This window comes from Bradyrhizobium sp. F1.4.3, assembly GCF_040548375.1.
Taxonomy (GTDB): Bacteria; Pseudomonadota; Alphaproteobacteria; order Rhizobiales; family Xanthobacteraceae; genus Bradyrhizobium.
Genome location: NZ_JBEPRN010000003.1, coordinates 106,761 through 129,197 on the forward strand (window position 1 = coordinate 106,761; position 22,437 = coordinate 129,197).

Sequence of the window (22,437 nt, forward strand, 5' to 3'; positions counted from 1 at the left end):
CCACCGCTAGCGTGCGGCGGGGCGGGCTGACCGGGCGTTTTGCGTATGGCGTGGGGAAAGAAAAAGGGTGGGCGGAAAGAGCCGCTGTTCGGCTTGCCCGCAGCGCTCGCCGATTTGCGCCTGACCGCGGCGGACCGCGTTCCCAACGCCGGCGACAAGCCGAAAAAATCTGCAAAATCATCTGCCAAGCGCAAAAGCGAGGATCCCGGCGACGAGCCGCCGCGTGAGCGCAAGGCGCAAGCCGGCCGCAGCGGCGCCAAGCGCCGATCGAAGTCGCGCATCAGCGCGGGCCTCGGCCGCCTGGTCTACTGGGGCGCGGTGCTGAGCCTGTGGGGCGTGATTGCCGTGATCGGAATCGTGGTCTGGGTCGGCGCCCATCTGCCGCCGATCCAGTCGCTGGAAATTCCCAAACGTCCGCCGACGATCCAGATCGTCGGCATGGACGGCAGCATGCTGGCACAACGCGGCGAGATGGCCGGCGCTAACGTATCGCTGAAGGATCTGCCGCCCTATCTGCCGAAGGCGTTCATCGCCATCGAGGATCGCCGCTTCTATTCGCATTTCGGCATCGACCCCATCGGCATTCTGCGCGCAGCCGTGACGAACGTGCTCCATCGCGGCGTGTCGCAGGGCGGCTCGACGCTGACGCAGCAGCTCGCCAAAAACCTGTTCCTGACCCAGGAGCGCACCATGCAGCGCAAGCTCCAGGAGGCGGAGCTCGCGATCTGGCTGGAGCGCAAGCATTCCAAGAACGAGATTCTGGAGCTCTATCTCAACCGCGTCTATTTCGGCTCGGGCGCCTATGGCGTGGAAGCTGCGGCGCAACGCTATTTCGGCAAGTCGGCGAAGAACGTCACGATTCCCGAAGCCGCGATGCTCGCCGGCCTCGTCAAATCGCCCTCGCGGCTCGCGCCGAACCGCAACCCCGAAGGTGCCGAGCAGCGCGCCCTAATCGTGCTCGCGGCGATGGCGGATGCAAAGTTCATCACCGACGCGCAGGCGCAGGCCTCGATCGGCCATCCCTCCTACAATGTGAAGCCGGTCGGCGCCGGTACCGTCAACTACGTCGCCGACTGGATCGGCGAGGTGCTGGACGACCTCGTCGGCCAGATCGACCAGAGCATCACGGTCGAGACCACGATCGATCCAAAGCTTCAGAGCGTGGCGGAAGCCGCCATCATCGACGAGCTCGCGGCCAAGAGCGTGAAGTTCAATGTCAGCCAGGGCGCGCTGGTGGCGATGACGCCGGACGGCGCCGTGCGGGCCATGGTGGGCGGGCGGAACTATGCCGAGAGCCAATATAACCGCGCGGTGACTGCCAAGCGCCAGCCGGGCTCCTCGTTCAAGCCGTTCGTCTATCTGACCGCGCTCGAGCAGGGGCTGACGCCTGACACCGTGCGCCAGGACGCGCCGATCGAGGTCAAGGGCTGGAAGCCCGAGAACTACACCCATGAATATTTCGGCGCGGTGACGCTGACCCAGGCGCTCGCGATGTCGCTCAACACGGTGGCCATTCGCCTCGGCCTCGAGGTCGGACCCAAGAATGTGGTGCGCACCGCGCACCGGCTCGGCATCTCCTCAAAGCTCGAGCCCAACGCCTCGATCGCGCTCGGCACCTCCGAGGTCTCGGTCGTCGAGCTGGTCGGGGCCTATGCGCCGTTCGCCAATGGCGGCTTTGCCGTCGCGCCGCATGTGGTGACGCGGATCAAGACGATGGACGGCAAGCTGCTCTACATGCGCCAGGCGGACGAGCACAACCAGGTGATCGAGCCGCGCTATGTGGCGATGATGAATACGATGATGCGGGAGACCTTGATCTCCGGCACCGCCAAGAAGGCGGAGATCCCGGGCTGGCCGGCGGCCGGCAAGACCGGCACCAGCCAGGATTACCGCGACGCCTGGTTCATCGGCTACACCGCCAAGCTCGTCACCGGCGTCTGGCTCGGCAATGACGACAACTCGCCGACCAGGAAAGCAACCGGCGGCGGCCTGCCGGTCGAAGTCTGGTCCCGCTTCATGAAGACGGCGCACGAGGGCGTGCAGGTCGCGAACCTGCCGAGCTCGCAAGGTGGCTGGGGCCTCTCGAACCTCGCACAGGCCGCGTCGCAGGTGTCGCCGCCGACATCGGCAGCTTCAGCGCCGGCCAACAATGGCGGCTATCGCCCGCCCCCGACGCGCGCCAATGCGCGGCCGGAAGCGGCGGCAGGGCTCGATGGCTGGTTGATGGACCGGCTGTTTGGCAGAAATCGATAGATTCGGCCTGAGGTCCCGGTGGCCTCAAAACAAAAATGTCGAAAACAACCCCATGCACAGTAGCCGCTGACTCCCGGCGTGATGCTGGGTGGATTCTGCGAAGTCATTGACGCATCGGGTCATTCGGTCGCTGTCGCGCAAGGCGCGTCGGCAGCACCGGATTTTGCGATTTGCGGAACGAATGCGGCTGCAAGGGATGCGCTCGGAGCATCTCGCGCGATACGGCGCGCTTGCGATCCGCGGCTCGCGGAGGGGCAAGTCCTGCCCAAGACGGCAAGATCTACCGGGCCGGGGCATCCCTGAAAGCTAAAACGCGAGTCTCTTCAAGCCCCCGACATCGGCCCGGGATTTGCTCTCTTAGGTTGAGTGCTGAAAAAGCGCGTTTCGTGCCAAGGAGCGTTCCATGATCTCAGGCCTATACAATGCGGCGTCGGCTTATCTACGCCCTGCATTAACGTCCAGTTCAAATGCGACATCGACATCGGATGTCCAATCAGAGGCGTCGGCTGCCACCGACACAGCGACCAGCGGCCCCGGAATTGACGTCTCCCAACTCAAGCCGCTGCAGGGTGCCAAGCCAATATCGGCAGCGGATAATCCGGTCCTGCGCGACCTGATGGCAACGAACTGGCTGACGACCCACGGCGCGAGTGCAACTCAATCGTTCGTCTCGGACGATGCACCTGAGAACACCTATGCTCAGGTGAAAGTTAACGGCAAGGTGGTCGCCACTCTGTACAATGGCGGGTCCTCGACGATGACCAACGAGGCGGCCGCCAAGATCGGCAATCTCCAGGATTCCCCCGGTCTGAGTGGACCGGACCTGGCGCAATGGCGAGCCGACACGTACGCCGAGCTGCTTGGTGGCACCGTCGAAAAGGCTCCCACCGCGATCACGCAATCCCAATGGACACCGCATGAAAGCAGTGCCGTGACTTATAGCCGCGAGCAACTCGACGCAGCGTTTCAGTTGATGCTGGCCGAGGGCCAAAAAGCCACCGCGCAACGGCAATCGTCCTATCTCGCGTCACGCACGCAGCCGGGGACAAGCGCGGATTTCAGCACTTGATCCGAGAGATGAATTGATACCGCGGGTCAGTGGTCGTGGCGCGAGACGCGCAGAAATCGCCTCAGAATACTGGATCGCCCGCTCCAGTGCGCAAGTGCGCACAAGGCGGGCGATGACAGCTTCCAAAACTGCAACAGCGAGGGCTTAATCCTCGACCCCGTAGCGGTGCAGATCGTTGCCGTACGTATCGAGCCACTTCTTGGCGCGCTCCATCGACGGACAGGCCTTTCCGCACACGCGCCAGAACCGCGCCGAGTGGTTCATCTCGACGAGATGGGCGACCTCGTGGGCGGCGAGATAGTCGAGCACGAAGGGCGGCGCGAGGATCAGGCGCCAGGAGAACGACAGCGAGCCCGCCGAGGTGCAGGAGCCCCAGCGGCTGGACTGATCGCGGATCGAGAGCCGCTTGACCCTGACACCGAGCTCGGCAGCATAGGCTTCGGTCGAACGCTGGAGATCGCTGCGCGCCTCGCGCTTGAGGAAGTCGTGGACTCGGCGGTCGGCATGCTCGACGCCGCCGGCGACGCAGAGAATGCGTTCACCGCTATCGCGCATCTCCGTCCACACCGTGCCGCGCTGGCCTGTGCGATGAACGATGCGATGGGCAACGCCGCGGAGCGGTATCACTGTGCCAGGCTGGAACGGCGCGGCCTTCGGCAAACGGCCGAGACGAGCTGCGATCCACGCGCCGTGACGCTGCGCGAAGTCTTTTGCCTCGGCGAGCGTGCCGCGCGGCGGCATGGTGAGGATCGCTTCGCGATCACTCGGATGAATTCGGAGCGTGTAGCGGCGCGCGCGTCTGTGCCGGCGCAGCCGGATCGCAAAAAACTGCGATCCATGGGTGATGACGAGGGTCTTTGGTTCGTGGGGCCGACGATAGAGGAGCGCGCGAGTGGCCATGTCTGTCAGTCCGGGGAGCAGGAGTTCGCCCGGATTCTGCCATAACCGCCGCCAGGGAAAGCGCTCGGCGCAAAAACAAATCATTTGCCCAATATACAGGGGTCTGACGTCCGGGAGACCCTACAGACTGGGGTTGGAACCCCGTTTTTTCGCCCCCGCTGGACGCATGCGGCACCCCCAAGGGGTGAGGAGGGACTCACTCCTATAAAGCTACCTAAATACCGCGAATCTGGCGGGAACCGGGCCGTGCCGGAGGCTCCGGCAGGGCCCGAATTTTCGACGGGAAAGCCGAAAACGCGCCCAGAGCCGTTCCGATGAAATCGGAACGGCTCTGGATTCCTATTTTGACGCGCTTTCTTTGCGCGAACTGGTCGCCACTTCGCTCGAAAACGCTCTATTCGGCTGCAAGAGCCTGCGTTGCATTCGGATTCGCGGCCGAGACCATGAAATCATGAATCCGCGGCACGATTTCCGACTTGAAACGCGAGCCATTGAACACGCCGTAATGTCCGACGCCCTTCTGGACGTAATGAACGCGGCGATGATCGGGGATCGAGTTGCACAATGTGTGCGTTGCTTCGGTCTGACCGAGGCCGGAGATGTCGTCGTTCTCGCCTTCGACCGTCATCAACGCGACGCGCGTGACCTTCGAGGGATCGACGCGAGTTCCACGATGGGTCATCTCGCCCTTCGGCAGCGCGTGCTTCACGAACACGGTGTCGACGGTTTGCAGATAATACTCGGCGGAGAGATCCATCACCGCGAGATATTCGTCATAGAAGTCACGGTGCTTGTCGACGAGGTCGCCGTCGCCCTTCACCAGATTGGCGAACAGCCGCTTGTGGGCGTCCATGTGCCGGTCGAGATTCATGCTGATGAAGCCGTTCAGCTGCAGGAAGCCCGGATAGACGTCGCGCATCATGCCCGGATGCGGGAACGGCACCTTGGTGATGACGTTGTTGCGGAACCAGTCGATGCCGCGCTCCTGGGCGAGGTTATTGACCGAGGTCGGATTGCGGCGGGTGTCGATCGGGCCGCCCATCAGCGTCATCGAGGTCGGTACGAAGGGATCGCGCCGCGCTTCCATGATCGAGACAGCGGCGACGACAGGCACGGAGGGCTGGCACACCGCCAGCACATGGGTGTTGCCGCCCAGCACGTGCAGCATCTCGATGACGTAGTCGATGTAGTCGTCGAGATCGAAGCGGCCCTCGCTCAAGGGCACCATGCGGGCGTCGGCCCAATCGGTGATGTAGACCTCATGCGACGGCAGGAAGGCCTCGACCGTGCCGCGGAGCAGCGTCGCATAGTGTCCGGACATCGGAGCGACGATCAGCACGCGGGGCTGCGGGCTGCGTAGCGGACGGGTGAATTTGCGATCGAAGTAGAGCAGCTTGCAGAACGGCTTTTCCCAGACCGGGCGCACCTCGACGGGGACGCGGATGCCGTTGACCTCGGTGTCGTTGAGACCCCATTCCGGCTTGCCGTAGCGGCGCGTGGTGCGCTCGAACAATTCGCAGGCAGCAGCGACCGACTTGCCGACCTCGGTGCGCGCCCACGGATTCAGGGGATTCTGAAACAGCAGCTTGGTTGCGTCAGTGACGGCGCGCGCCGGATTGAGAGAGGCCTGCGCCATCTCGTACATCCAGTACATCGGCGTGGTCAGGACCGGACTGCCTTCACTCGCCAGGGGCGGTGCGCCGCCAAACTCACCAATAGGCATGATCAAATCCTTCTTCGCATCGCAGCATACTGCCGAATGCGTAATATTGCGTCAATGCATGGTTCCGTACATCTACGTAGCGGAGACGGTTAAACCAGCCTGAATCCACGGGAAAGTGAAGCTATTCGCCGCTCGACAGCAGCGAGCCGTGCTCCCTGGCGCTGCGCAAAAGGGCAAGGAATGCCCCAAATGATGCAACCAGCAGCACGACGTTGATGGCTAATGCTTCCAGCATCAGATCGATCCGGAAGGTTTGCTCGATCAGGAGCGCGCGCATCCCTTCGAACACGTAAGTCGGTGGCAGCGCCCAGGCGACATATTGCAGCCAGACCGGCAGCACGCTGACCGGATAGTAGATGCAGGCAAGCGGCATGATCGCGAACATCAAGGTCCAGACGATGCTCTCTGCGCCCAGCCCGTTTCGCAACACCAGGCCAGAGACGAAGATGCCCACCGACCAGCTCGTGAAGATCAGATTGCAGAAGAACGCGATCAGCGGCAGGCCGAGGCTGTAAAAATTGAAGTGAAACAGGAACAGCGCGAGCAGCGTCATCGGGATGACGCCGATCGCGAGCCGGATCAGGCTCATCACAGTGAGCGACAGCAGAAACTCGATCGGCTTCAGCGGGCTCATCATGAGGTTACCGAGATTGCGCGCCCACATCTCTTCCAGGAACGAGATGGAGAAGCCGAGCTGGCCACGGAACAGGATGTCCCAGAGGATGACGGCGCCGATCAGCGTGCCGCCGGCGCGCGCAAAGAAATTGGCATTCTGCGCGATGTAGAGCTGGAGGAAGCCCCAGGTGATGATCTGGAGCGCCGGCCAGTACAACAGCTCGAGCAGCCGGGGCCAGGACGACATCAACAGATACCAATAGCGCAGGATCATCGCGCCGATGCGCTGCAAGGACAGGCCGCGATGGAGGGCGAAGTCGCTCATCGCCCGGCCTCCTGAACACCGTTCACCCGGCCGCGCGCGACGTCCAGGAACACCTCTTCCAGCGTGGAGCGGTTGTAGCGGGCCATGATGGCGTCGGGCGTGTCATCGTCCTCGATGCGGCCGCGCTTCATGATGATGACGCGGTCGCAGAGCCGCTCGACCTCGAGCATATTGTGCGACGCCAGCAGGATGGTGGCGTTGTGCGCCTTGCGATAGGCCTCCAGATGCGCCCGCACCCAATCGGCGGTGTCGGGGTCGAGCGAGGCGGTCGGCTCGTCCAGCAGCAACAGCTCCGGCTGGTTGATCAGCGCTTTGGCCAGCGCGACGCGGGTCTTCTGCCCGGCGGAGAGCTTGCCGTTGGCGCGGTCGATAAATTCGGTGAGGTCGAGATCGTCGGCCAGCGTTGCGATGCGGTCGGCGAGGTGCTTCACCGCATAGAGCTTGCCGAAGATGGTGAGGTTTTGCCGCACTGTGAGCCGCATCGGCATGTCGACATAGGGGCTCTCGAAGTTCATTCGTCCCAGCACTGCCGCGCTCTCTTCCGGCATCCGGTGCCCGAGCACGCGCACGCGGCCGGAGGTTGGCAGCACCAGCCCCATGATCATCGCGATCGTGGTGGTCTTGCCGGCGCCGTTGCCACCCAGAAGCCCGGTGATACTGCCGCGACGAAGCGAGAAGGAGATGCCGTCGACCGCGCGGATCTGCTTGTAGACCTTGACGAGGCGATCGACCTCTATTGCCGCAGAGGAAGCGCTATCCGCGACAGTCGGCCGACTTGAAGCATTGTCGTTCTCAGTCATGCTAGAGGCGTTCTTCCGCCATTGCGCGGTGGAGCGCAAGACCTGAAGTAGCAAGACTTGATGTAAGAGACTTGTGACCAGACTGAAACTGTGAGCCAGCGTGTTTGTGATCAGACGCACGCACCGCTAGATTGGTTGAGATGACCGAGACTGCCGCTTCCGACTTCCGTCCCTCGCAGCGACACATCCGCCTGGACACGATCCTGCGGCTGCGCTGGCTCGCGGTGCTGGGCCAGCTCGCCGCGATCTTCATCGTGGCGCAGGGGCTGGAGTTCGACGTCGCGATCGTCCCCTGCGTCAGCATCATCGGCCTGTCGGCGGCGCTCAATCTGGCGCTGCAAACCGTGGCCAACCCGATGCAGCGGCTCGAGCCGATCCACGCGGCCGGGCTGCTGGCGCTGAACATCGTGGAACTGGCCGGGCTGCTGTTCTTCACCGGCGGATTGCAGAACCCGTTCTCGTTCCTGTTTCTCGCCCCGGTGCTGATCTCGGCCACCGCGCTGCCGGCCCGGCTGACCTTCGGGATCGGCCTGCTTGCGGTTGCCTGCGCCTCGATCCTGTTCTTCTTTCACCTGCCGCTGCCTTGGGACTCGGACGATCCGGTGGTGCTGCCGCCGATCTATCTCGTCGGCGTCTGGCTCTCGATCGTGCTCGCGATCGGCGTCACCAGCCTCTATTCCTTCCAGGTCACCGAGGAGGCGCGAAAGCTTGCCGACGCTTTGGCCGCGACCGAGCTGGTGCTGACGCGCGAGCAGCATTTGACTCAGCTCGACGGGTTGGCCGCCGCGGCCGCGCACGAGCTCGGCACACCGCTTGCGACCATCTTCCTGATCTCGCGCGAACTGGAAAAGACGGTGAAAGACCCGGTTTTCGCTGCCGATCTGAAAACCCTGCGCGAGCAGACACAGCGCTGCCGCGACATCCTGAGCAAGATCACGCAGCTCTCGTCCAGCGGCGCGCCGTTCGACCGCATGAAGCTGTCCGAGCTGATCGAGGAGGTGGTGGCGCCACACCGCGACTTCGGCATCGACATCAAGGTCCGGATCGCGATCGCTGCTGCGGCCGAGCCGGTCGGCTCGCGCAATCCTGCGATCCTCTACGGCGTCGGCAACATCGTCGAGAACGCCGTCGATTTCGCCCACACCACAGTCGAGGTGAACGCGTGGTGGAACAACGACACCATCGAGATCGTGATCTCCGACGACGGCCCGGGAATTCCGCCCGATCTCCTGAACCGGATCGGCGAGCCTTACCTCTCGCGGCGGCGCACCCAGGATGAAGGCGGCGGTCTCGGACTTGGCGTGTTCATCGCACGCACCCTGCTGGAACGCACCGGCGCCAAGGTCTCGTTTACCAATCGAACCTTTCCGGACCACGGTGCAGTGGTACAGATCGCGTGGCCGCGGGAGCGTTTTGAGGCTATCGAGACCTTCGAAGAAACAATAGGATAGACCGCGACCTTGCGTCGCACGTGAGGCCCGATCGACTATTGGCGGCCTTGGCACCGCCCGATTGCGACGCCATATGCAGATGTGCTGCAGAGAGGACAAAACCTTGAACGCCATCGCCGAACTGAACGAACAGGCCGACCGCTCGCTTCTCATCGTGGAGGACGACAAGCCGTTTCTGGAGCGCTTGTCGCGCGCCATGGAAACGCGCGGTTTTGCGGTGACATCGTGTGACACCGTTTCGGATGGTCTTGCACAGATCGGCAAGTCCGCACCGGCTTTCGCAGTCGTCGACTTGCGGCTCGGCGACGGCAACGGCCTCGACGTGGTCTCGGCGCTGAAGAAGAAGCGCCCTGAGGCCCGCGCGATCGTGCTGACCGGCTATGGCAACATCGCCACCGCCGTCACCGCGGTGAAGATGGGCGCGATCGACTATCTCTCGAAGCCCGCGGATGCCGACGACGTCGTCGCCGCACTGCTGTCGACCGGCGCGGACAAGTCCGAGCTGCCGGCGAACCCGATGTCGGCCGATCGCGTGCGCTGGGAACACATCCAGCGCATCTACGAGATGTGCAACCGCAACGTCTCGGAGACCGCGCGGAGGCTCAACATGCACCGCCGTACCTTGCAGCGCATTTTGGCGAAGCGCGCGCCAAGGTAATTCTCGGCACCCACTCCTGTTTCGCCGTCATCCTGAGGTGCTCGCCTTGCAAAGCAAGGCGAGCCTCGAAGGACGATGGCCCGGCTGCATCCCGGCCGTTCATCCTCGAGGCTCCGCTTGCGATGCGATCGCATCGCAAGCCTCGCACCTCAGGATGACGGGGAAAGAATTACAGCGCTTTGGCGCTATTCCCAAAACTCCGCGTGCCCCTGCGGATCGACCAGCCGGTTGATCCGCAGCGCTGCCGCCATCCCAAAACGCACGGTCATCTGCTTGCGCGTGGCAGCAGCGATCTTGTGCTCGGGCGCCTCGCAATGCAGATGCGCGCCATAGGCATCGGCGATGATCAGGCCGGTGTCTTGCGGAAAAATCTCGCAAGGCAGATCCTGCGTGAAGGCGAAGAACAGCCGGTCGCAATGGGCACGATATTCGTGCCATTTCTGATCGGCCCGCAGATCCTCGACCGATGACTTGATCTCGACGATCCAGATCTCGCCGCGTTCGTTCAGTGCCACGAGATCGGCGCGCCGCCCTGACGGCAGCGGCAATTCGCTGATGCAGGAAAAGCCGAGCGAGCGCAGCAGCCGCGCCGTGCCACGCGCGACCGCCAGCGCAGTCTCCGACTGGCGACGATCCGGCGGCGGCACGAGGGCGATGGTGCGGGCGGGGTTGTCCATGGGGGGGAGTTTAGCCGATTCCAGGAAGCGCGCACACCTTCGATAGAGACGAGCTGCGGCCCTATTCTCCGCTGTCGTCCCGGCGAAGGCCGGGACCCATACCCACAGGGAATAGTTTGGCGAAGACTGGTAGCGAGAAAGCCTGTCCGCGGTACACACACCGCGCGTCACCGTGAGATCACGCGGTATGGGTCCCGGCCTTCGCCGGGACGACGGTTAGGAAGGCGGCACGACTATCACGCCCTCATTGCCGCGCAAGTCGAGCACGCCTTCGAGCCTTTCACCTTCGCGATCCAGCAGCGTCGACAGCAAGATCTCGCTGCCGAAGCGAATCGCGCTGGTGGTCACGGCGATCGGCTCGGGGCCGAGATTGAGCGCGACGATCACCGCCCTGTCCTCAGCCTCGCGGCGATAGATCAGGAGGTCGCCCTGCGCCGCGATCGGATGATAGTCGCCCGAGATCAGCGGCGGGCAGGCCTTCCGCAACGCGATCAGCCGCTTGTACAGGCTGAGGATCGAGCGCGTGTCGGATTCGAGATTGACGACGTTCTCATGGATGTGATCCTCCGGCAGCGGCAGCCACGGCCTGACGTCCGAGAAGCCGCCGAAGTTCGAGGAATCCCACTGCATCGGGGTGCGGCAGCCGTCGCGGCCGACGCCGATGCCGGGGACGTTTTTCTCGAAGGGATCGCGCACATCTTCCGGCGCAATCGCGAGCTGGTGCATGCCGATCTCGTCGCCGTAATACAGCGTCGGCGTGCCGCGCAGCGTCAGCAGCAGCATCGCGGCAACGCGAGCCTGCTCCGGCCCGACTCGGCTCGCCACGCGCGGGCGATCGTGATTGCCCAGCACCCAGTTGGGCCAGGCGCCCTTCGGCAGCGCCTTCTCGTAATCGTCGATGATCTTCTCGATCGAGCGCGCGCTCCAGAAGGTCGAGAGCAGCGCGAAGTTGAACGGCATCTGTGCGCCGGTGAGGTCGTTGCCGTAGTAAGCCATGAGCCGATGCAGCGGCAGATAGATCTCGCCGATCAGCACGCGCGCGCGATAAGCATCGGTGACGCGGCGCATCTCGGCGATGACGTCATGCACCTCCGGCTGGTCGGTGGAATATTGCGTGAGGATTCCTTCGTTGGGCGGCCGGCCCTCGACGTAATGCGGGTTCGGCGGATTGTCGCGGAATTCGGCGTCCTTGATCAGGTGCCAGATGACGTCGACGCGAAAGCCGTCGACGCCTTTCTCGAGCCAGAACCGCATCACGTCGTAGATCGCCTCCCGAACAGCCGGATTGCGCCAGTTGAGATCCGGCTGCTGGGCAAGGAAGGCGTGGTAGTAATATTGCCCCGTCGTCTCGTCGAATTGCCACGCGCTGCCGCCGAACTCCGACAGCCAGTTGTTCGGCGCACTGCCATTGGGCCCGGGATCGCGCCAGATGTACCAGTCGCGTTTGGGGTTGTCCCGCGAGGACCGGCTCTCGACGAACCAGGGATGCTGGTCGGAGGTGTGGTTCGGCACGAGATCGAGGATCAGCTTCAGGCCGTTGTCATGGACAGCCGCGATAAGCGCGTCGAAGTCTTCCATCGTGCCGAACAGGGGCTCGATGCCGGCATAGTCCGAGATGTCGTAGCCGAAATCGGCCATCGGCGAGGGGAAGATCGGCGACAGCCAGATCGCGTCGACGCCGAGCGATTTCACATAGGGCAGCCGCTGGAGGATGCCGGCGAGATCGCCGACGCCGTCACCGCCTGAGTCCTGAAAGGAGCGCGGGTAGATCTGATAGAAGATGCCGTCGCGCCACCAGTTCTCGCCGCCCTGTGCCATGCCGAAAAACCCACCCAAAATCTGCGTCTCGCGCGAGAGAACGCGGAAGGAACGTCCCGGTTCAAATCAGCAGGCGAATTGGGACGGCCGTGTGACGGGAGGCCGGGCTGTTCCCCGGCCCCGACACGAATCTTTTGCTTGGCCATAGGCCAAAAATCGGCATTGTGAGGCCATGAGCGAGCAAAACGACGCCCAGGAAACTCAGCAAGCCAAGGCTGGCGCAATCATCGTTCCCGTGACGCTGTTCGAGCAGAACTGCACCATCATCTGGGATGAGCCCGGCAAAAAGGCCGTGGTGATCGATCCCGGCGGGGACGTGCCGAAAATCCTCGAAGCGATCAAGCAGACCGGCGTCACCGTCGAGAAGATCTGGCTGACTCACGGCCATATCGACCATGTTGGCGGCGCAGCCGAGCTGCGCGACGCACTGAACGTGCCGATCGAGGGCCCGCATCTCGCGGACAAGTACCTGCTCGACAACGTGGTCGAGAGCGGCGCGCGCTTCGGCATGACGGGGGGACGCAATTTTGCGCCCGACCGCTGGCTCGACGAAGGCGATACCGTGTCGATCGGCGGCTTGCGGTTCGACATTTTTCACTGCCCCGGCCACTCGCCCGGCAGCGTGGTGTTCTTCAACAAGGAGTTACGTTTTGTCCATGTCGGCGACGTGCTGTTCGCTGGTTCGGTCGGCCGCACCGACCTGCCCGGCGGCAATCATGCGACGCTGATCAACTCGATCAAGACCAAGCTCTTGCCGCTCGGCGACGATGTCGGCTTCATCTGCGGCCACGGCGCGGGCTCGAGCATCGGCCAGGAGCGGATGACCAATCCGTTTATCACCGGCGAGATGTAAGGTTTATTCGGCGGCGTCCACTAGCGTCGCCGTCTCATCGAGATTGCGCTCGCCCCATTCGCGGATCGCGGCGACGACCGGCACAAAACTCTTGCCCTTCCGGGTCAGGCGATACTCGACCTTGGGCGGCACCTCGCCAAAATCCTTGCGGTCGATCAGGCCGCTTTGCGTCAGCGCCTTCAATTCGCGGCTGAGCACGCGCGGGGTGATCTCGGCGCTGCCGAATGTGCCGCGCAACAGGCCGCTTCGGATCTCGCCATAGCGGCGCGGGCCGTCCTTGAGGTCCCAGACGATGCGAAGCTTGTACTTGCCGCTGATCATTTTCTGAAACGCCGCGACCGGGCAGGTGCGAACCACATTTGCCTTCGCCATGTCGTCTCCTCCATGCGCAAGCCGAGCCTTGCGGCCGAGGATAGGACCGACGGCGAAAAAGTCCATACTATCAATTTTGTCCATACTTGCAGGATCGCCCGCAAGCCGCAGATGATGGCGCACAGGACGAACAGGGAGCGTCACATGAAGCACTTCATGATCAGATACGAATTCAAGAACGGCACGACGGCGGCCTGGCACCAGGAGATCGGCCGCTTCATCAAGGCGATCGACAACGATCCGGAGCTGAAAGGGCGGATCGGCTATCGTTGCCTGAAGAACCGCGACGACGGCCACTATTTCCACCTCGCCAGCGTCGCGGATGATGCCGCGCAAAAAACGCTGCAATCGCGCGACTTCTTCAAGCACTATCAGGAGATGACGCGGAAAGTCGCCGGCGGCGAGGTGACGGTGACGCCGATCGAGATGATCGATCAGACGGCGTAGCTTCGGCGGGGTTGATGCTGCGGCGTCGCCACGAATTCAGCTGTCGTCCCGGACAAGCGTAAGCGCAGATCCGGGACGACGAAGAGTTATTTCATCAACCCCGCGGCCGTCAGCGCGCGCGTGATGACCTCGCCGAGATCGAAGCCGCGGGCTTTCTCGGGCTTCGGCTCGGTCGGCTCCTCGGCGACCGCGGAGCGGATCGAGCGCGCGAGATGCGGCGCGGGCGACAGCTTCGGTGTCGGCGCGACGGCGGGCTTTGCCTCCGCCTTCGCTTTTACCGCGCCCGGAATCCAGCCGGTCAGCCCGAAGAACTTTGCGATGTGATAGGACGAGGAAATGCCGGCTTCGATCAGGAACGCACCTTCCGCACCGTAGCGCTGATCATTGTCGGCGAGGCCGAGCGGCGCGCCATGCGCCATGTCGGTGATGGCAAAGGACTCGACCAGCGTCTCGCCATCCTTGTTCCACCAGGCCTGGCGTGGATAGCCGTCGACATTGGTCTCCGCCATCGGTACGTCCGGCAGGTCGTGCAGGTCGAGCCACTGCTTGACGATCTCGTTGGCATTGCCGGGATTGACGGTGCGGTCGGCGCTGCCGTGCCACACCGACATCTTCGGCCAGGGCCCGCGATGGTTCGAGGCGTTCCGCACGAGATCGCCGAGCTCGCGCGCCGGTCGTGCCGGTGAATGGAACATGCCGTCAAGCGCTTCGCGCAAGTTCGAGGCGATGCCGTAGGGAAGCCCGGCGATGACCGCGCCGGCCGCGAAGACTTCCGGATAGGTCGCAAGCATCACCGACGTCATGCCGCCACCGGCGGAAAGACCGGTGATGAAGATGCGCTTGGGATCTATGCGGTGCGCCTCAGTCATGTGCGCGATCATCTCGCGGATCGAACGCGCCTCGCCGCTGTCGCGCGCGGTGTCTTCCGGATTGAACCAATTGAAGCAGGTGTTGCCGTTGTTGGCGCGCTGCTGCTCGGGCATCAACAGCGCAAAGCCATAGTGCCGTGCGAGCGTCGACCATCCCGCGCCGAGGTCGTAGGCCGCCGCAGTCTGGCCACAACCATGCAGCACGACGACGAGCGCGCGCGGCTTCTGCAATTGCGCCGGCACGAACGCGAACATGCGCAGATTGCCAGGATTGCCGCCGAAGCCCGTGACTTCTTCCAATGGGCTGGACGCATCAGCGCTTCGGCCGAACTCGCCAAGGCGCAGACCATCCACCTTGGGCAGATATCTCAAGAGATCGATATTTCTGGCAAGCGACACGGCAACTCCTGGCAGGCGACGTTCAACGTTCACCCAACCAAATAGTTGCTGCACTGCAAAATGAAAAGACCGTGCGCTGTCGATCGGCGCGAAAAGCGGGAATTCTCGCAGGAATCCGCACGTATTAACCGCAATGCCTCAACTTCGTGCAGATGCGCGGCGCATCCACGCCAGAAATACGGCGCAGATCACGATTAACGTCACAAACAGCACGAGCGAGACGAAGAAACCTGCGCGCGTCGATTGCAGCGCTTCAACTGCGAAGAACACCGCACCGATTGCGGCCACTCCGGCCGCATTTCCGATCTGCGCGATGGTGCCGTAGATGCCCGAGGCGGAGCCGGCGGCGGCCGGCTTCACCGTCGACAGCACAGCGCCCGACAGCGGCGCCATCACCATCCCCTGGCCATAGCCGAAGATGATCATGGTGAGTGCGAGCTCGATCGGTGTCGGCGCGTCGACATAGAATGCAACAAGCGCGAGCGCGATAAGGCCCGCGATCTGAACCGCGCAGCCCTCGATCAACACCTTGGTGCCGCGATGCCGCGCCCGCACGCCGCTGTGGCGCGACGCCACCACGAAAGCGAGTGCGAGCGGGATGAAGGCCATGCCGGCTGCGAGCGGCGGGATTTTCAGACCTCGCTGCATGCACAGCGTCATGACCAGATAGAACGACAGATTGGCGACGAAGAAAAAGAACGCGGCGCCGAGCCCGCGCAGGAAGGCCGCGTCCGCCAGCAGCGTCAGATCGATCAACGGCATGCCGCCGGCACGCGCAACCGCGTGCTCGAGCTTCGGGAATGCCGCGAGGATCACGCCGCCGATCGCCATCACGGCCCACAGCCATGGTGCCCAGCCGACATCATGGCCGAACAGCAGCGGCCCGATCAGGCACAACAGCCCCGCGAACAGCACGAGACTGCCTTTGATGTCGAGCCTTGTCCCGGCCCGGCGCGGCACCGACGGCATGATGCGCCACGCGGCAGCGGCGATGACGAGGCCACAGGGCACGTTGACGAAGAACACCGAACGCCAGCCGGTGCCGGCAAGATCGATCGTCACCAGCAGCCCGCCGAGCAGGAAGCCGGCGGCGCCCGCGAGCCCGAGCACGATGCCGTAGATGCCGAAGGCGCGGCCGCGCGAGTCATCTGTGAACAAGAGATGCAGCGTCGCCAGCACCTGCGGCACCATCATTGCTGCGGTGGCGCCCTGCGCCAGCCGCGCGATGATCAGCTCGAAGCCTGATTGCGCCAGCCCGCACCACAGCGAGGTCAGGGTGAAGCCAAGCACGCCGGCGAGAAACACGTTCTTGGTGCCATGGATATCGCCGAGCCGGCCGCCGGTGACGACCAGCGTCGCATAGGCGATCAGGTAGATCGCGATGACGGATTCGATCTGCGCTGGCGTGGCGTGCAGATCGACCGCGATGGTGGGGATGGCGACGTTGACCACGAAGGCGTCGACGCCGAACATGAACTGGGCGGCCACGACAATGGCCAGCACCCACCAGCGGCGCGACGAATCGATCTGCTTTGTGACGATTTGATGCATCGGCGCACCTTCGCGAATTCATTTGCGCCCGATGATCTCAGATCGGCATCATCCGCGCGATTACCTCCGAGGTAGGACTCGCCGCCTCTTGCTCCCTTGTTGCTCCCTTATTGCTCCCTTGGCCCGATTGCTGCATGTCGGTTTCCGCTGGCCTTGTGGGGTTCGGAAGTCTTCCGATGTACGATTACGACATGGTGGTGATCGGCTCGGGCCCATCGGGGCGCCGGGCCGCCGTGCAATGTGCCAAGCTCGGCAAGGCCGTGCTGGTGGTGGAGAAGGGCCGGCGGGTCGGCGGCGTCTCCGTCCACACCGGCACCATTCCATCGAAGACCCTGCGCGAGACCGTGCTGAACCTGTCCGGCTGGCGCGAGCGCGGCTTCTACGGCCGCTCCTACCGGGTCAAGCACGACATCGCGGCGAGCGATTTGATGACCCGGCTGCAGAAGACGCTCGACCACGAGGTCGAGGTCCTCGAGCATCAGTTCAGCCGCAATCTGGTGCGGACCGCCAATGGCGAAGCACGTCTCGTCTCGCCGCACGAGGTCGAGATCACGAGCCCGATCGGCGAGACCAAGGTGGTGTCATCAGCCTTCATCCTGATCGCCTGCGGCACGCGGCCGTTCCGCCCCGACTATGTGCCGTTCGACGGCACCAGCGTGCTCGACAGCGACGAGATCATCGAACTGCCAAAACTGCCGCGCAGCCTGGCCGTGATCGGCGCCGGCGTGATCGGCGTCGAATATGCCACCATCTTCAGCGCGCTCGACGTGCCCGTCACCCTGATCGAGCCGCGGCCGACATTCCTCGATTTCATCGACAAGGAATTGATCGACGAGTTCATGCACGAACTGCGCGACCGCAATGTCGCGCTGCGGCTCGGCTCGAAGGTGACCTCGATCGAAAAAACGCCGCAGGGCAGCATCATCACCCATTTGTCCGACGGACGGCACGTCACGACAGAAATGTTGCTGTTCGCGGCGGGCCGTGTCGGCGCCACCGATCGACTGAATCTCGAAGCCGCCGGTATTGTTGTCGATCATCGCGGCCGCATCTCGGTTGATCCGGTGACCTTGCAGACCAGCGCGCCGCACATCTACGCGGCCGGTGACGTGATCGGCTTTCCGAGCCTTGCGTCCACCTCGATGGAGCAGGGCCGGGTCGCGGCCTGCCATGCGCTCGGCATGGAGCCGATGGCGCCGCCGGAGTTCTTTCCCTACGGAATTTATTCCGTGCCGGAGATCTCGACCGCCGGCCTCACCGAGGAAGAGGTGCGCACCCGCGGCATCCCCTACGAGGTCGGCATCGCACGTTTCCGCGAGACCTCGCGCGGCCACATCATGGGGCTGAACAGCGGCATGATGAAGATGATCTTCTCCACCAAGACCCGCCGCCTGCTCGGCGTACACATCCTCGGCGAAGGCGCCACCGAGCTGATCCATATTGGCCAGGCCGTGCTGAACCTCAAAGGCGGAATCGACTATTTCATCCAGAACACCTTCAACTATCCGACGCTGGCCGAAGCGTACAAGATCGCCGGCCTCGACGCGTGGAACAGGATGACGCGGTAGCGCGATCTTCACCTCACCCCATTTCTCGTCATGCCCGGGCTTGTCCCGGGCATGACGCTGTGGAAGCCTCTCCCCGTAAGAACGGGGAGAGAAGAGGCGCTTCATCGCATGCCTGCATTCCGCTGCGCGGGACATCGCGCGATTGCCTTCGCGATTGCCAGCACGTAGCCTCGCGTCACCAACAAACAAAAAACCTGCCGGAGAGAACGTCATGGCGCGCCTGAAATTCGGAGCCTTCCTTGCCCCGCATCATCCGATCGGGGAGCATCCGATGCTCCAGTTCCGGCGCGACCTCGATCTGGTCGAGCAGCTCGATGCGCTCGGCTATGACGAGTTCTGGTGCGGCGAGCATCATTCGTCCGGCTGGGAGATGATCGCCTCGCCCGAGATGTTTCTGGCCGCGGCCGGCGAGCGCACCAAACGGATCAAGCTCGGCACCGGCGTCGTGTCGCTGCCCTATCACCATCCCTACAACGTCGCGCAGCGCATGGTGCAGCTCGACCACATGACCGGCGGCCGCGCCATCTTCGGCTCCGGCCCCGGCGCGCTGGCGTCCGATGCGCACACGCTCGGCATCGATCCGATGACACAGCGCGACCGCCAGGACGAGGCGATCGGCGTGATCCGCCGCCTCTTCAACGGCGAGCGCGTCACCGCCAGGAGCGACTGGTTCACCATGAACGACGCCGCGCTCCAGATCTTGCCGCTTCAGGAAGAGATGCCGTTCGTCGTCGCGTCGCAGATCTCGCCCTCCGGCATGACGCTCGCCGGAAAATATGGCATCGGCATCATCTCGCTGGGCTCGATGACGACGCAGGGCCTGATGTCGCTGCAACAGCAATGGCAGTTCGCCGAGGACGCCGCGAAGAAGCACGGCACCAAGGTCGATCGCGCGAACTGGCGCGTGCTGCTGACCTGGCACGTCGCCGAGACCCGCGAGCAGGCCCGCCGCGAGGCCGGCGCCGGCCTGATGCGCTGGCACAACGAATATAATGTCGGCACGCTGCAACGCCCGGGCCTGACCGCATTCTCTTCGCCCGACGAGGCCGTGGACAAGACCGCCTTCGTCGAGGGCGCGGCCTCCGTCATCGGCACGCCCGACGATCTCGTCAAGATGATCAAGAACGTGATGAAGGTGTCGGGCGGCGTCGGCGCCGTCATCGGCTTCGTGCACGACTGGGCCAATCCGGAGAACACGCGCCGGAGCTGGGATCTGGTCGCCCGCTATGTCGTGCCGGAGATCAACGGCTACATCGACTCCTTACGCAAGTCGCAAAAATTCGTGATCGAGAACCGCGCAATCTTCGAGCGCGCAGGCCAGGCCGTGATGGCCAAGATCATGGAGAATGACAAGGCCGCCGAAGCGCTGAAGGTGACCGGGCCCGGGCGCGTCGCGATTCCGGCAGTGAATGCGCCGGATCTGCAGAAGGAAGCAGCGAAGCGGTAAGCCCGTCGTCGTTACGCTTGTAACCACGATCACAAGCAAGCGATCACGGCCTGTGCTATACTGATCGCGTCAGCCTGGCGCGGGCCGCAATATTGCTGCGGTCGCGCGATTCCTGTTCGGTCCGCCAACCGGAGCAATCGTCATGTCGATGCAGAATGTGGCCTCGCCCGCGCTCAGCTTTACCGCACCGAAGCGCAACGAGCTCACGCACATCCCCGGCGACGAGGGCTGGCCGATCATCGGCAAGACCTTTCAGGTGCTGGCCGACCCCAAGGGGCACATCGAGGCGAGCGGCGCCAAATACGGCCCGGTCTACCGCACCCACATTTTCGGCGAGACCAATGTCGTGCTGCTCGGGCCGGAGGCCAACGAGCTCGTCCTGTTCGATCAGCAGAAGCTGTTTTCCTCGACCCATGGCTGGAGCAAGGTACTCGGCCTGCTGTTTCCGCGCGGCTTGATGCTGCTCGATTTTGAGGAGCACCGGCTGCATCGCAAGGCGCTCTCGGTCGCGTTCAAGTCAGGACCGATGAAGTCCTATCTCAGCGATCTCGACCGCGGCATTTCGGCACGGGTGGCGCAGTGGAAGGCCAAGCCCGGCGCGATGCAACTCTATCCGGCGATGAAGCAGCTCACGCTCGATCTTGCCGCGACGTCCTTTCTCGGCGCAGACATCGGGCCGGAGGTCGACGAGATCAACCGCGCCTTCGTCGACATGGTCGCGGCCGCCGTCGCCCCGATCCGCCGCCCTCTGCCCGGCACGCAGATGGCGCGCGGTGTCGCGGGCCGCAAACGCATCGTCGCCTATTTCCGCGAGCAGATTCCATTACGCCGCGGCAATCACGGCGGCGACGATCTGTTCTCGCAGCTCTGCCGCGCCACCCATGAGGATGGCGCGCTGCTGTCCGAGCAGGACATCATCGACCACATGAGCTTCCTGATGATGGCGGCGCACGACACGCTGACCTCGTCGCTGACCTCCTTCATCGGCGAGCTCGCCGCGAATCCGGATTGGCAACGCAAGCTGCGCGACGAGGTTTTGGCGCTCGGGCTCGCCGCGGACGCACCGACCAGCTTCGACGATCTCGAGAAAATGCCGCTGTCGGAGATGGCGTTCAAGGAAGCGCTGCGGATCAAACCGCCGGTGCCGTCGATGCCGCGCCGCGCCATGCGCGATTTCAGCTTCAAGGGATTTACGATTCCCGCCGGCACCGCGGTTGGCGTCAACCCGCTCTATACGCACCACATGAAGGACGTCTGGCCCGAGCCCGACCGGTTCGATCCGCTGCGATTCACCGAAGAAGCGCAGCGCAATCGCCACCGCTTCGCCTGGGTGCCGTTCGGCGGCGGCGCGCATATGTGCCTCGGCCTGCACTTCGCCTACACGCAGGCAAAGTGCTTCGCGCGGCACTTCCTGCAGAACATCGAGGTGTCGCTGGAGCCCGGCTACAAGCCGGACTGGCAGATGTGGCCAATCCCGAAGCCGCGGGATGGGCTGCGGGTGACGGTGAAGGCGGCGTGAGCCTTCGTGTCCCGGACGCGCGAAGCGCGAGCCGGGATCCAGAATCTTGAAGCGCGTTCAGCTTAGCAAGATGGGCCCCGGCTCTGCAGCGCACCGCTGAAGAAGCGCTGCGCTGCGTCCGGGGCACGAGATCTATCCCGCGCCCTGATCGAACGCCTTGCGCAGCGCCACATAGCCCTGCTGCTGCTGGCTCCAGTTGCGGCCGCCGGTCATGGCACCGTCGATGACGAGATCGTGGCCGTTGATGAAGCTCGATTCGTCGCTCGCCAGAAACACCGCGGCATGCGCGATGTCGTCGGGAAGACCTGCGCGCGGAATCGGCTGCGCGGTCTTGTAGACCTCGCGCATCACAGCCGGCGTCTTCTCCGCGGCATCGGTCGTTAGCCCCAAGGCCTTGCCGAAAATGCCGGTCGCGATTGCGCCGGGCGAGATCGAATTGACGCGCACATTGGATTCGCCGAGCTCCATCGCCACGCATTTGGTGAGATGGATCACCGCCGCCTTGGCCGCGCCGTAGACCATCGAGGAGGAGAAGCCGGCAAGGCGGCCGGCGATGCTGCCATTGTTGATGATGCTGCCGGAACCCTGCTTCTTCATATAGGGCGCCGTGTGCTTCATGCCGAGCATGACGCTGCGCACCAGCGTCGCCATCGCCGTATCGAAGCGCTCGACCTCGAGGCCTTCGATGCCGCCGGTCTGCGCCGGGCCGCCGGCATTGTTGAAGAGACAATCGATCCGGCCGAACCTTTCGACTGCTAGCGCGATCAGTGCCTGCATCTGCGCTTCGACCGTCACATCCGTCTGGCGGAAAACGCAGGACGTGCCGAGTTGCTTCGCCAGCGCCTCGCCTTCCGGTATACGCCGGCCCGCGATCACAATTTTGGCACCTTCGGCAACGAAGACTTCCGCGGTACGCAATCCGATCCCGCTCGTGGCACCCGTGATCACCGCAACCTTGCCGTCCAGCCTGCCCATGGCATGCTCCTGTTTTCAAACGATTTGATGCCAAATAGCGGACGCCAATCGATGACGGAGCCGCGACAGTCACTATTCCCGCCAGCCCCGGACAAGGCAAGCTTTGCTTGCACGAACGATATGCGTAACATCTTCACCTGCCACTCGA

Annotated in this window: 19 protein-coding genes; 9 read left to right on the top strand and 10 right to left on the bottom strand. The window is 63.6% G+C overall.

Annotation, left to right across the window (positions count from 1 at the left end):
• The first annotated feature begins 45 nt into the window (after positions 1-45).
• Together ABIB73_RS12520 and ABIB73_RS12525 are read left to right on the top strand one after the other, a co-directional pair.
• Positions 46-2,253: a transglycosylase domain-containing protein gene (locus ABIB73_RS12520; RefSeq protein ID WP_354224458.1), complete on the top strand. Its 2,208-nt coding sequence runs from the start codon at positions 46-48 to the stop codon at positions 2,251-2,253.
• A 403-nt stretch (positions 2,254-2,656) separates the two neighbouring features.
• Positions 2,657-3,322 carry a hypothetical protein gene (locus ABIB73_RS12525; RefSeq protein WP_354224460.1) on the top strand — a complete coding sequence of 222 codons (666 nt, stop codon included), beginning with the start codon at positions 2,657-2,659 and terminating at the stop codon, positions 3,320-3,322.
• 144 nt (positions 3,323-3,466) lie between these two features.
• On the opposite strand, the gene ABIB73_RS12530 is transcribed toward ABIB73_RS12525, so the two are convergent.
• The 4 genes from ABIB73_RS12530 to ABIB73_RS12545 all read right to left on the bottom strand — a co-directional run bounded on the left by ABIB73_RS12530 (position 3,467) and on the right by ABIB73_RS12545 (position 7,685).
• Positions 3,467-4,306 carry a M48 family metallopeptidase gene (locus tag ABIB73_RS12530; protein ID WP_354224462.1) on the bottom strand — a complete coding sequence of 280 codons (840 nt, stop codon included), beginning with the start codon at positions 4,304-4,306 and terminating at the stop codon, positions 3,467-3,469.
• Positions 4,307-4,616: 310 nt separating this feature from the next.
• The gene (locus tag ABIB73_RS12535) at positions 4,617-5,945 is read right to left on the bottom strand and encodes a polyhydroxyalkanoate depolymerase (RefSeq protein WP_354224464.1); all 1,329 of its coding nucleotides are present in this window, start codon (positions 5,943-5,945) and stop codon (positions 4,617-4,619) included.
• 121 nt (positions 5,946-6,066) lie between these two features.
• Positions 6,067-6,885 (bottom strand): ABC transporter permease, encoded by an 819-nt coding sequence (locus ABIB73_RS12540; protein WP_354224466.1) that lies wholly within the window; start codon positions 6,883-6,885, stop codon positions 6,067-6,069.
• A complete protein-coding gene (locus ABIB73_RS12545) occupies positions 6,882-7,685 on the bottom strand; it encodes an ABC transporter ATP-binding protein (RefSeq protein ID WP_354224468.1) in 804 nt (267 codons plus the stop codon). Before ABIB73_RS12545 ends, ABIB73_RS12540 begins: the two co-directional genes overlap by 4 nt.
• A gap of 140 nt (positions 7,686-7,825) precedes the next feature.
• On the opposite strand from ABIB73_RS12545, the gene ABIB73_RS12550 reads away from it, so the two are divergent.
• Together ABIB73_RS12550 and ABIB73_RS12555 are read left to right on the top strand one after the other, a co-directional pair.
• Positions 7,826-9,136, top strand: a complete 1,311-nt coding sequence (locus tag ABIB73_RS12550) for an ActS/PrrB/RegB family redox-sensitive histidine kinase (protein ID WP_354224470.1) — start codon at positions 7,826-7,828, stop codon at positions 9,134-9,136.
• Between the two features lie 103 nt (positions 9,137-9,239).
• Positions 9,240-9,794 carry an ActR/PrrA/RegA family redox response regulator transcription factor gene (locus tag ABIB73_RS12555; protein WP_354224471.1) on the top strand — a complete coding sequence of 185 codons (555 nt, stop codon included), beginning with the start codon at positions 9,240-9,242 and terminating at the stop codon, positions 9,792-9,794.
• Between the two features lie 185 nt (positions 9,795-9,979).
• Here ABIB73_RS12555 and ABIB73_RS12560 read toward each other — a convergent pair whose 3' ends face one another.
• A complete protein-coding gene (locus ABIB73_RS12560; protein WP_354224473.1) occupies positions 9,980-10,471 on the bottom strand; it encodes an MmcB family DNA repair protein in 492 nt (163 codons plus the stop codon).
• A 216-nt stretch (positions 10,472-10,687) separates the two neighbouring features.
• Complete coding sequence (locus tag ABIB73_RS12565; RefSeq protein WP_354224475.1) at positions 10,688-12,289, bottom strand: alpha-amylase family glycosyl hydrolase; 1,602 nt, start codon at positions 12,287-12,289, stop codon at positions 10,688-10,690.
• A gap of 172 nt (positions 12,290-12,461) precedes the next feature.
• Here ABIB73_RS12565 and ABIB73_RS12570 point away from each other — a divergent pair, with 172 nt between their 5' ends.
• Positions 12,462-13,142 carry an MBL fold metallo-hydrolase gene (locus tag ABIB73_RS12570; protein ID WP_354224477.1) on the top strand — a complete coding sequence of 227 codons (681 nt, stop codon included), beginning with the start codon at positions 12,462-12,464 and terminating at the stop codon, positions 13,140-13,142.
• Positions 13,143-13,145: 3 nt separating this feature from the next.
• Here ABIB73_RS12570 and ABIB73_RS12575 read toward each other — a convergent pair whose 3' ends face one another.
• A complete protein-coding gene (locus ABIB73_RS12575; RefSeq protein WP_354224479.1) occupies positions 13,146-13,514 on the bottom strand; it encodes a winged helix-turn-helix transcriptional regulator in 369 nt (122 codons plus the stop codon).
• A gap of 144 nt (positions 13,515-13,658) precedes the next feature.
• Here ABIB73_RS12575 and ABIB73_RS12580 point away from each other — a divergent pair, with 144 nt between their 5' ends.
• Positions 13,659-13,961, top strand: coding sequence for a hypothetical protein (locus ABIB73_RS12580; RefSeq protein ID WP_354224481.1), 303 nt, complete (start codon positions 13,659-13,661; stop codon positions 13,959-13,961).
• Positions 13,962-14,047: 86 nt separating this feature from the next.
• Here ABIB73_RS12580 and ABIB73_RS12585 read toward each other — a convergent pair whose 3' ends face one another.
• Positions 14,048-15,229 (bottom strand): extracellular catalytic domain type 1 short-chain-length polyhydroxyalkanoate depolymerase, encoded by a 1,182-nt coding sequence (locus ABIB73_RS12585; protein WP_354224483.1) that lies wholly within the window; start codon positions 15,227-15,229, stop codon positions 14,048-14,050.
• A 138-nt stretch (positions 15,230-15,367) separates the two neighbouring features.
• Complete coding sequence (locus ABIB73_RS12590) at positions 15,368-16,780, bottom strand: MFS transporter (RefSeq protein ID WP_354224485.1); 1,413 nt, start codon at positions 16,778-16,780, stop codon at positions 15,368-15,370.
• Positions 16,781-16,956: 176 nt separating this feature from the next.
• Here ABIB73_RS12590 and sthA point away from each other — a divergent pair, with 176 nt between their 5' ends.
• The 3 genes from sthA to ABIB73_RS12605 all read left to right on the top strand — a co-directional run bounded on the left by sthA (position 16,957) and on the right by ABIB73_RS12605 (position 21,314).
• Positions 16,957-18,348, top strand: coding sequence for a Si-specific NAD(P)(+) transhydrogenase (gene sthA / locus ABIB73_RS12595; protein ID WP_354224487.1), 1,392 nt, complete (start codon positions 16,957-16,959; stop codon positions 18,346-18,348).
• 211 nt (positions 18,349-18,559) lie between these two features.
• The gene (locus tag ABIB73_RS12600) at positions 18,560-19,795 is read left to right on the top strand and encodes an LLM class flavin-dependent oxidoreductase (RefSeq protein ID WP_354224488.1); all 1,236 of its coding nucleotides are present in this window, start codon (positions 18,560-18,562) and stop codon (positions 19,793-19,795) included.
• Between the two features lie 142 nt (positions 19,796-19,937).
• Complete coding sequence (locus tag ABIB73_RS12605; RefSeq protein WP_354224490.1) at positions 19,938-21,314, top strand: cytochrome P450; 1,377 nt, start codon at positions 19,938-19,940, stop codon at positions 21,312-21,314.
• Positions 21,315-21,446: 132 nt separating this feature from the next.
• Here ABIB73_RS12605 and ABIB73_RS12610 read toward each other — a convergent pair whose 3' ends face one another.
• Positions 21,447-22,289 (bottom strand): SDR family NAD(P)-dependent oxidoreductase, encoded by an 843-nt coding sequence (locus ABIB73_RS12610; protein WP_354224492.1) that lies wholly within the window; start codon positions 22,287-22,289, stop codon positions 21,447-21,449.
• Positions 22,290-22,437 lie beyond the last annotated feature (148 nt).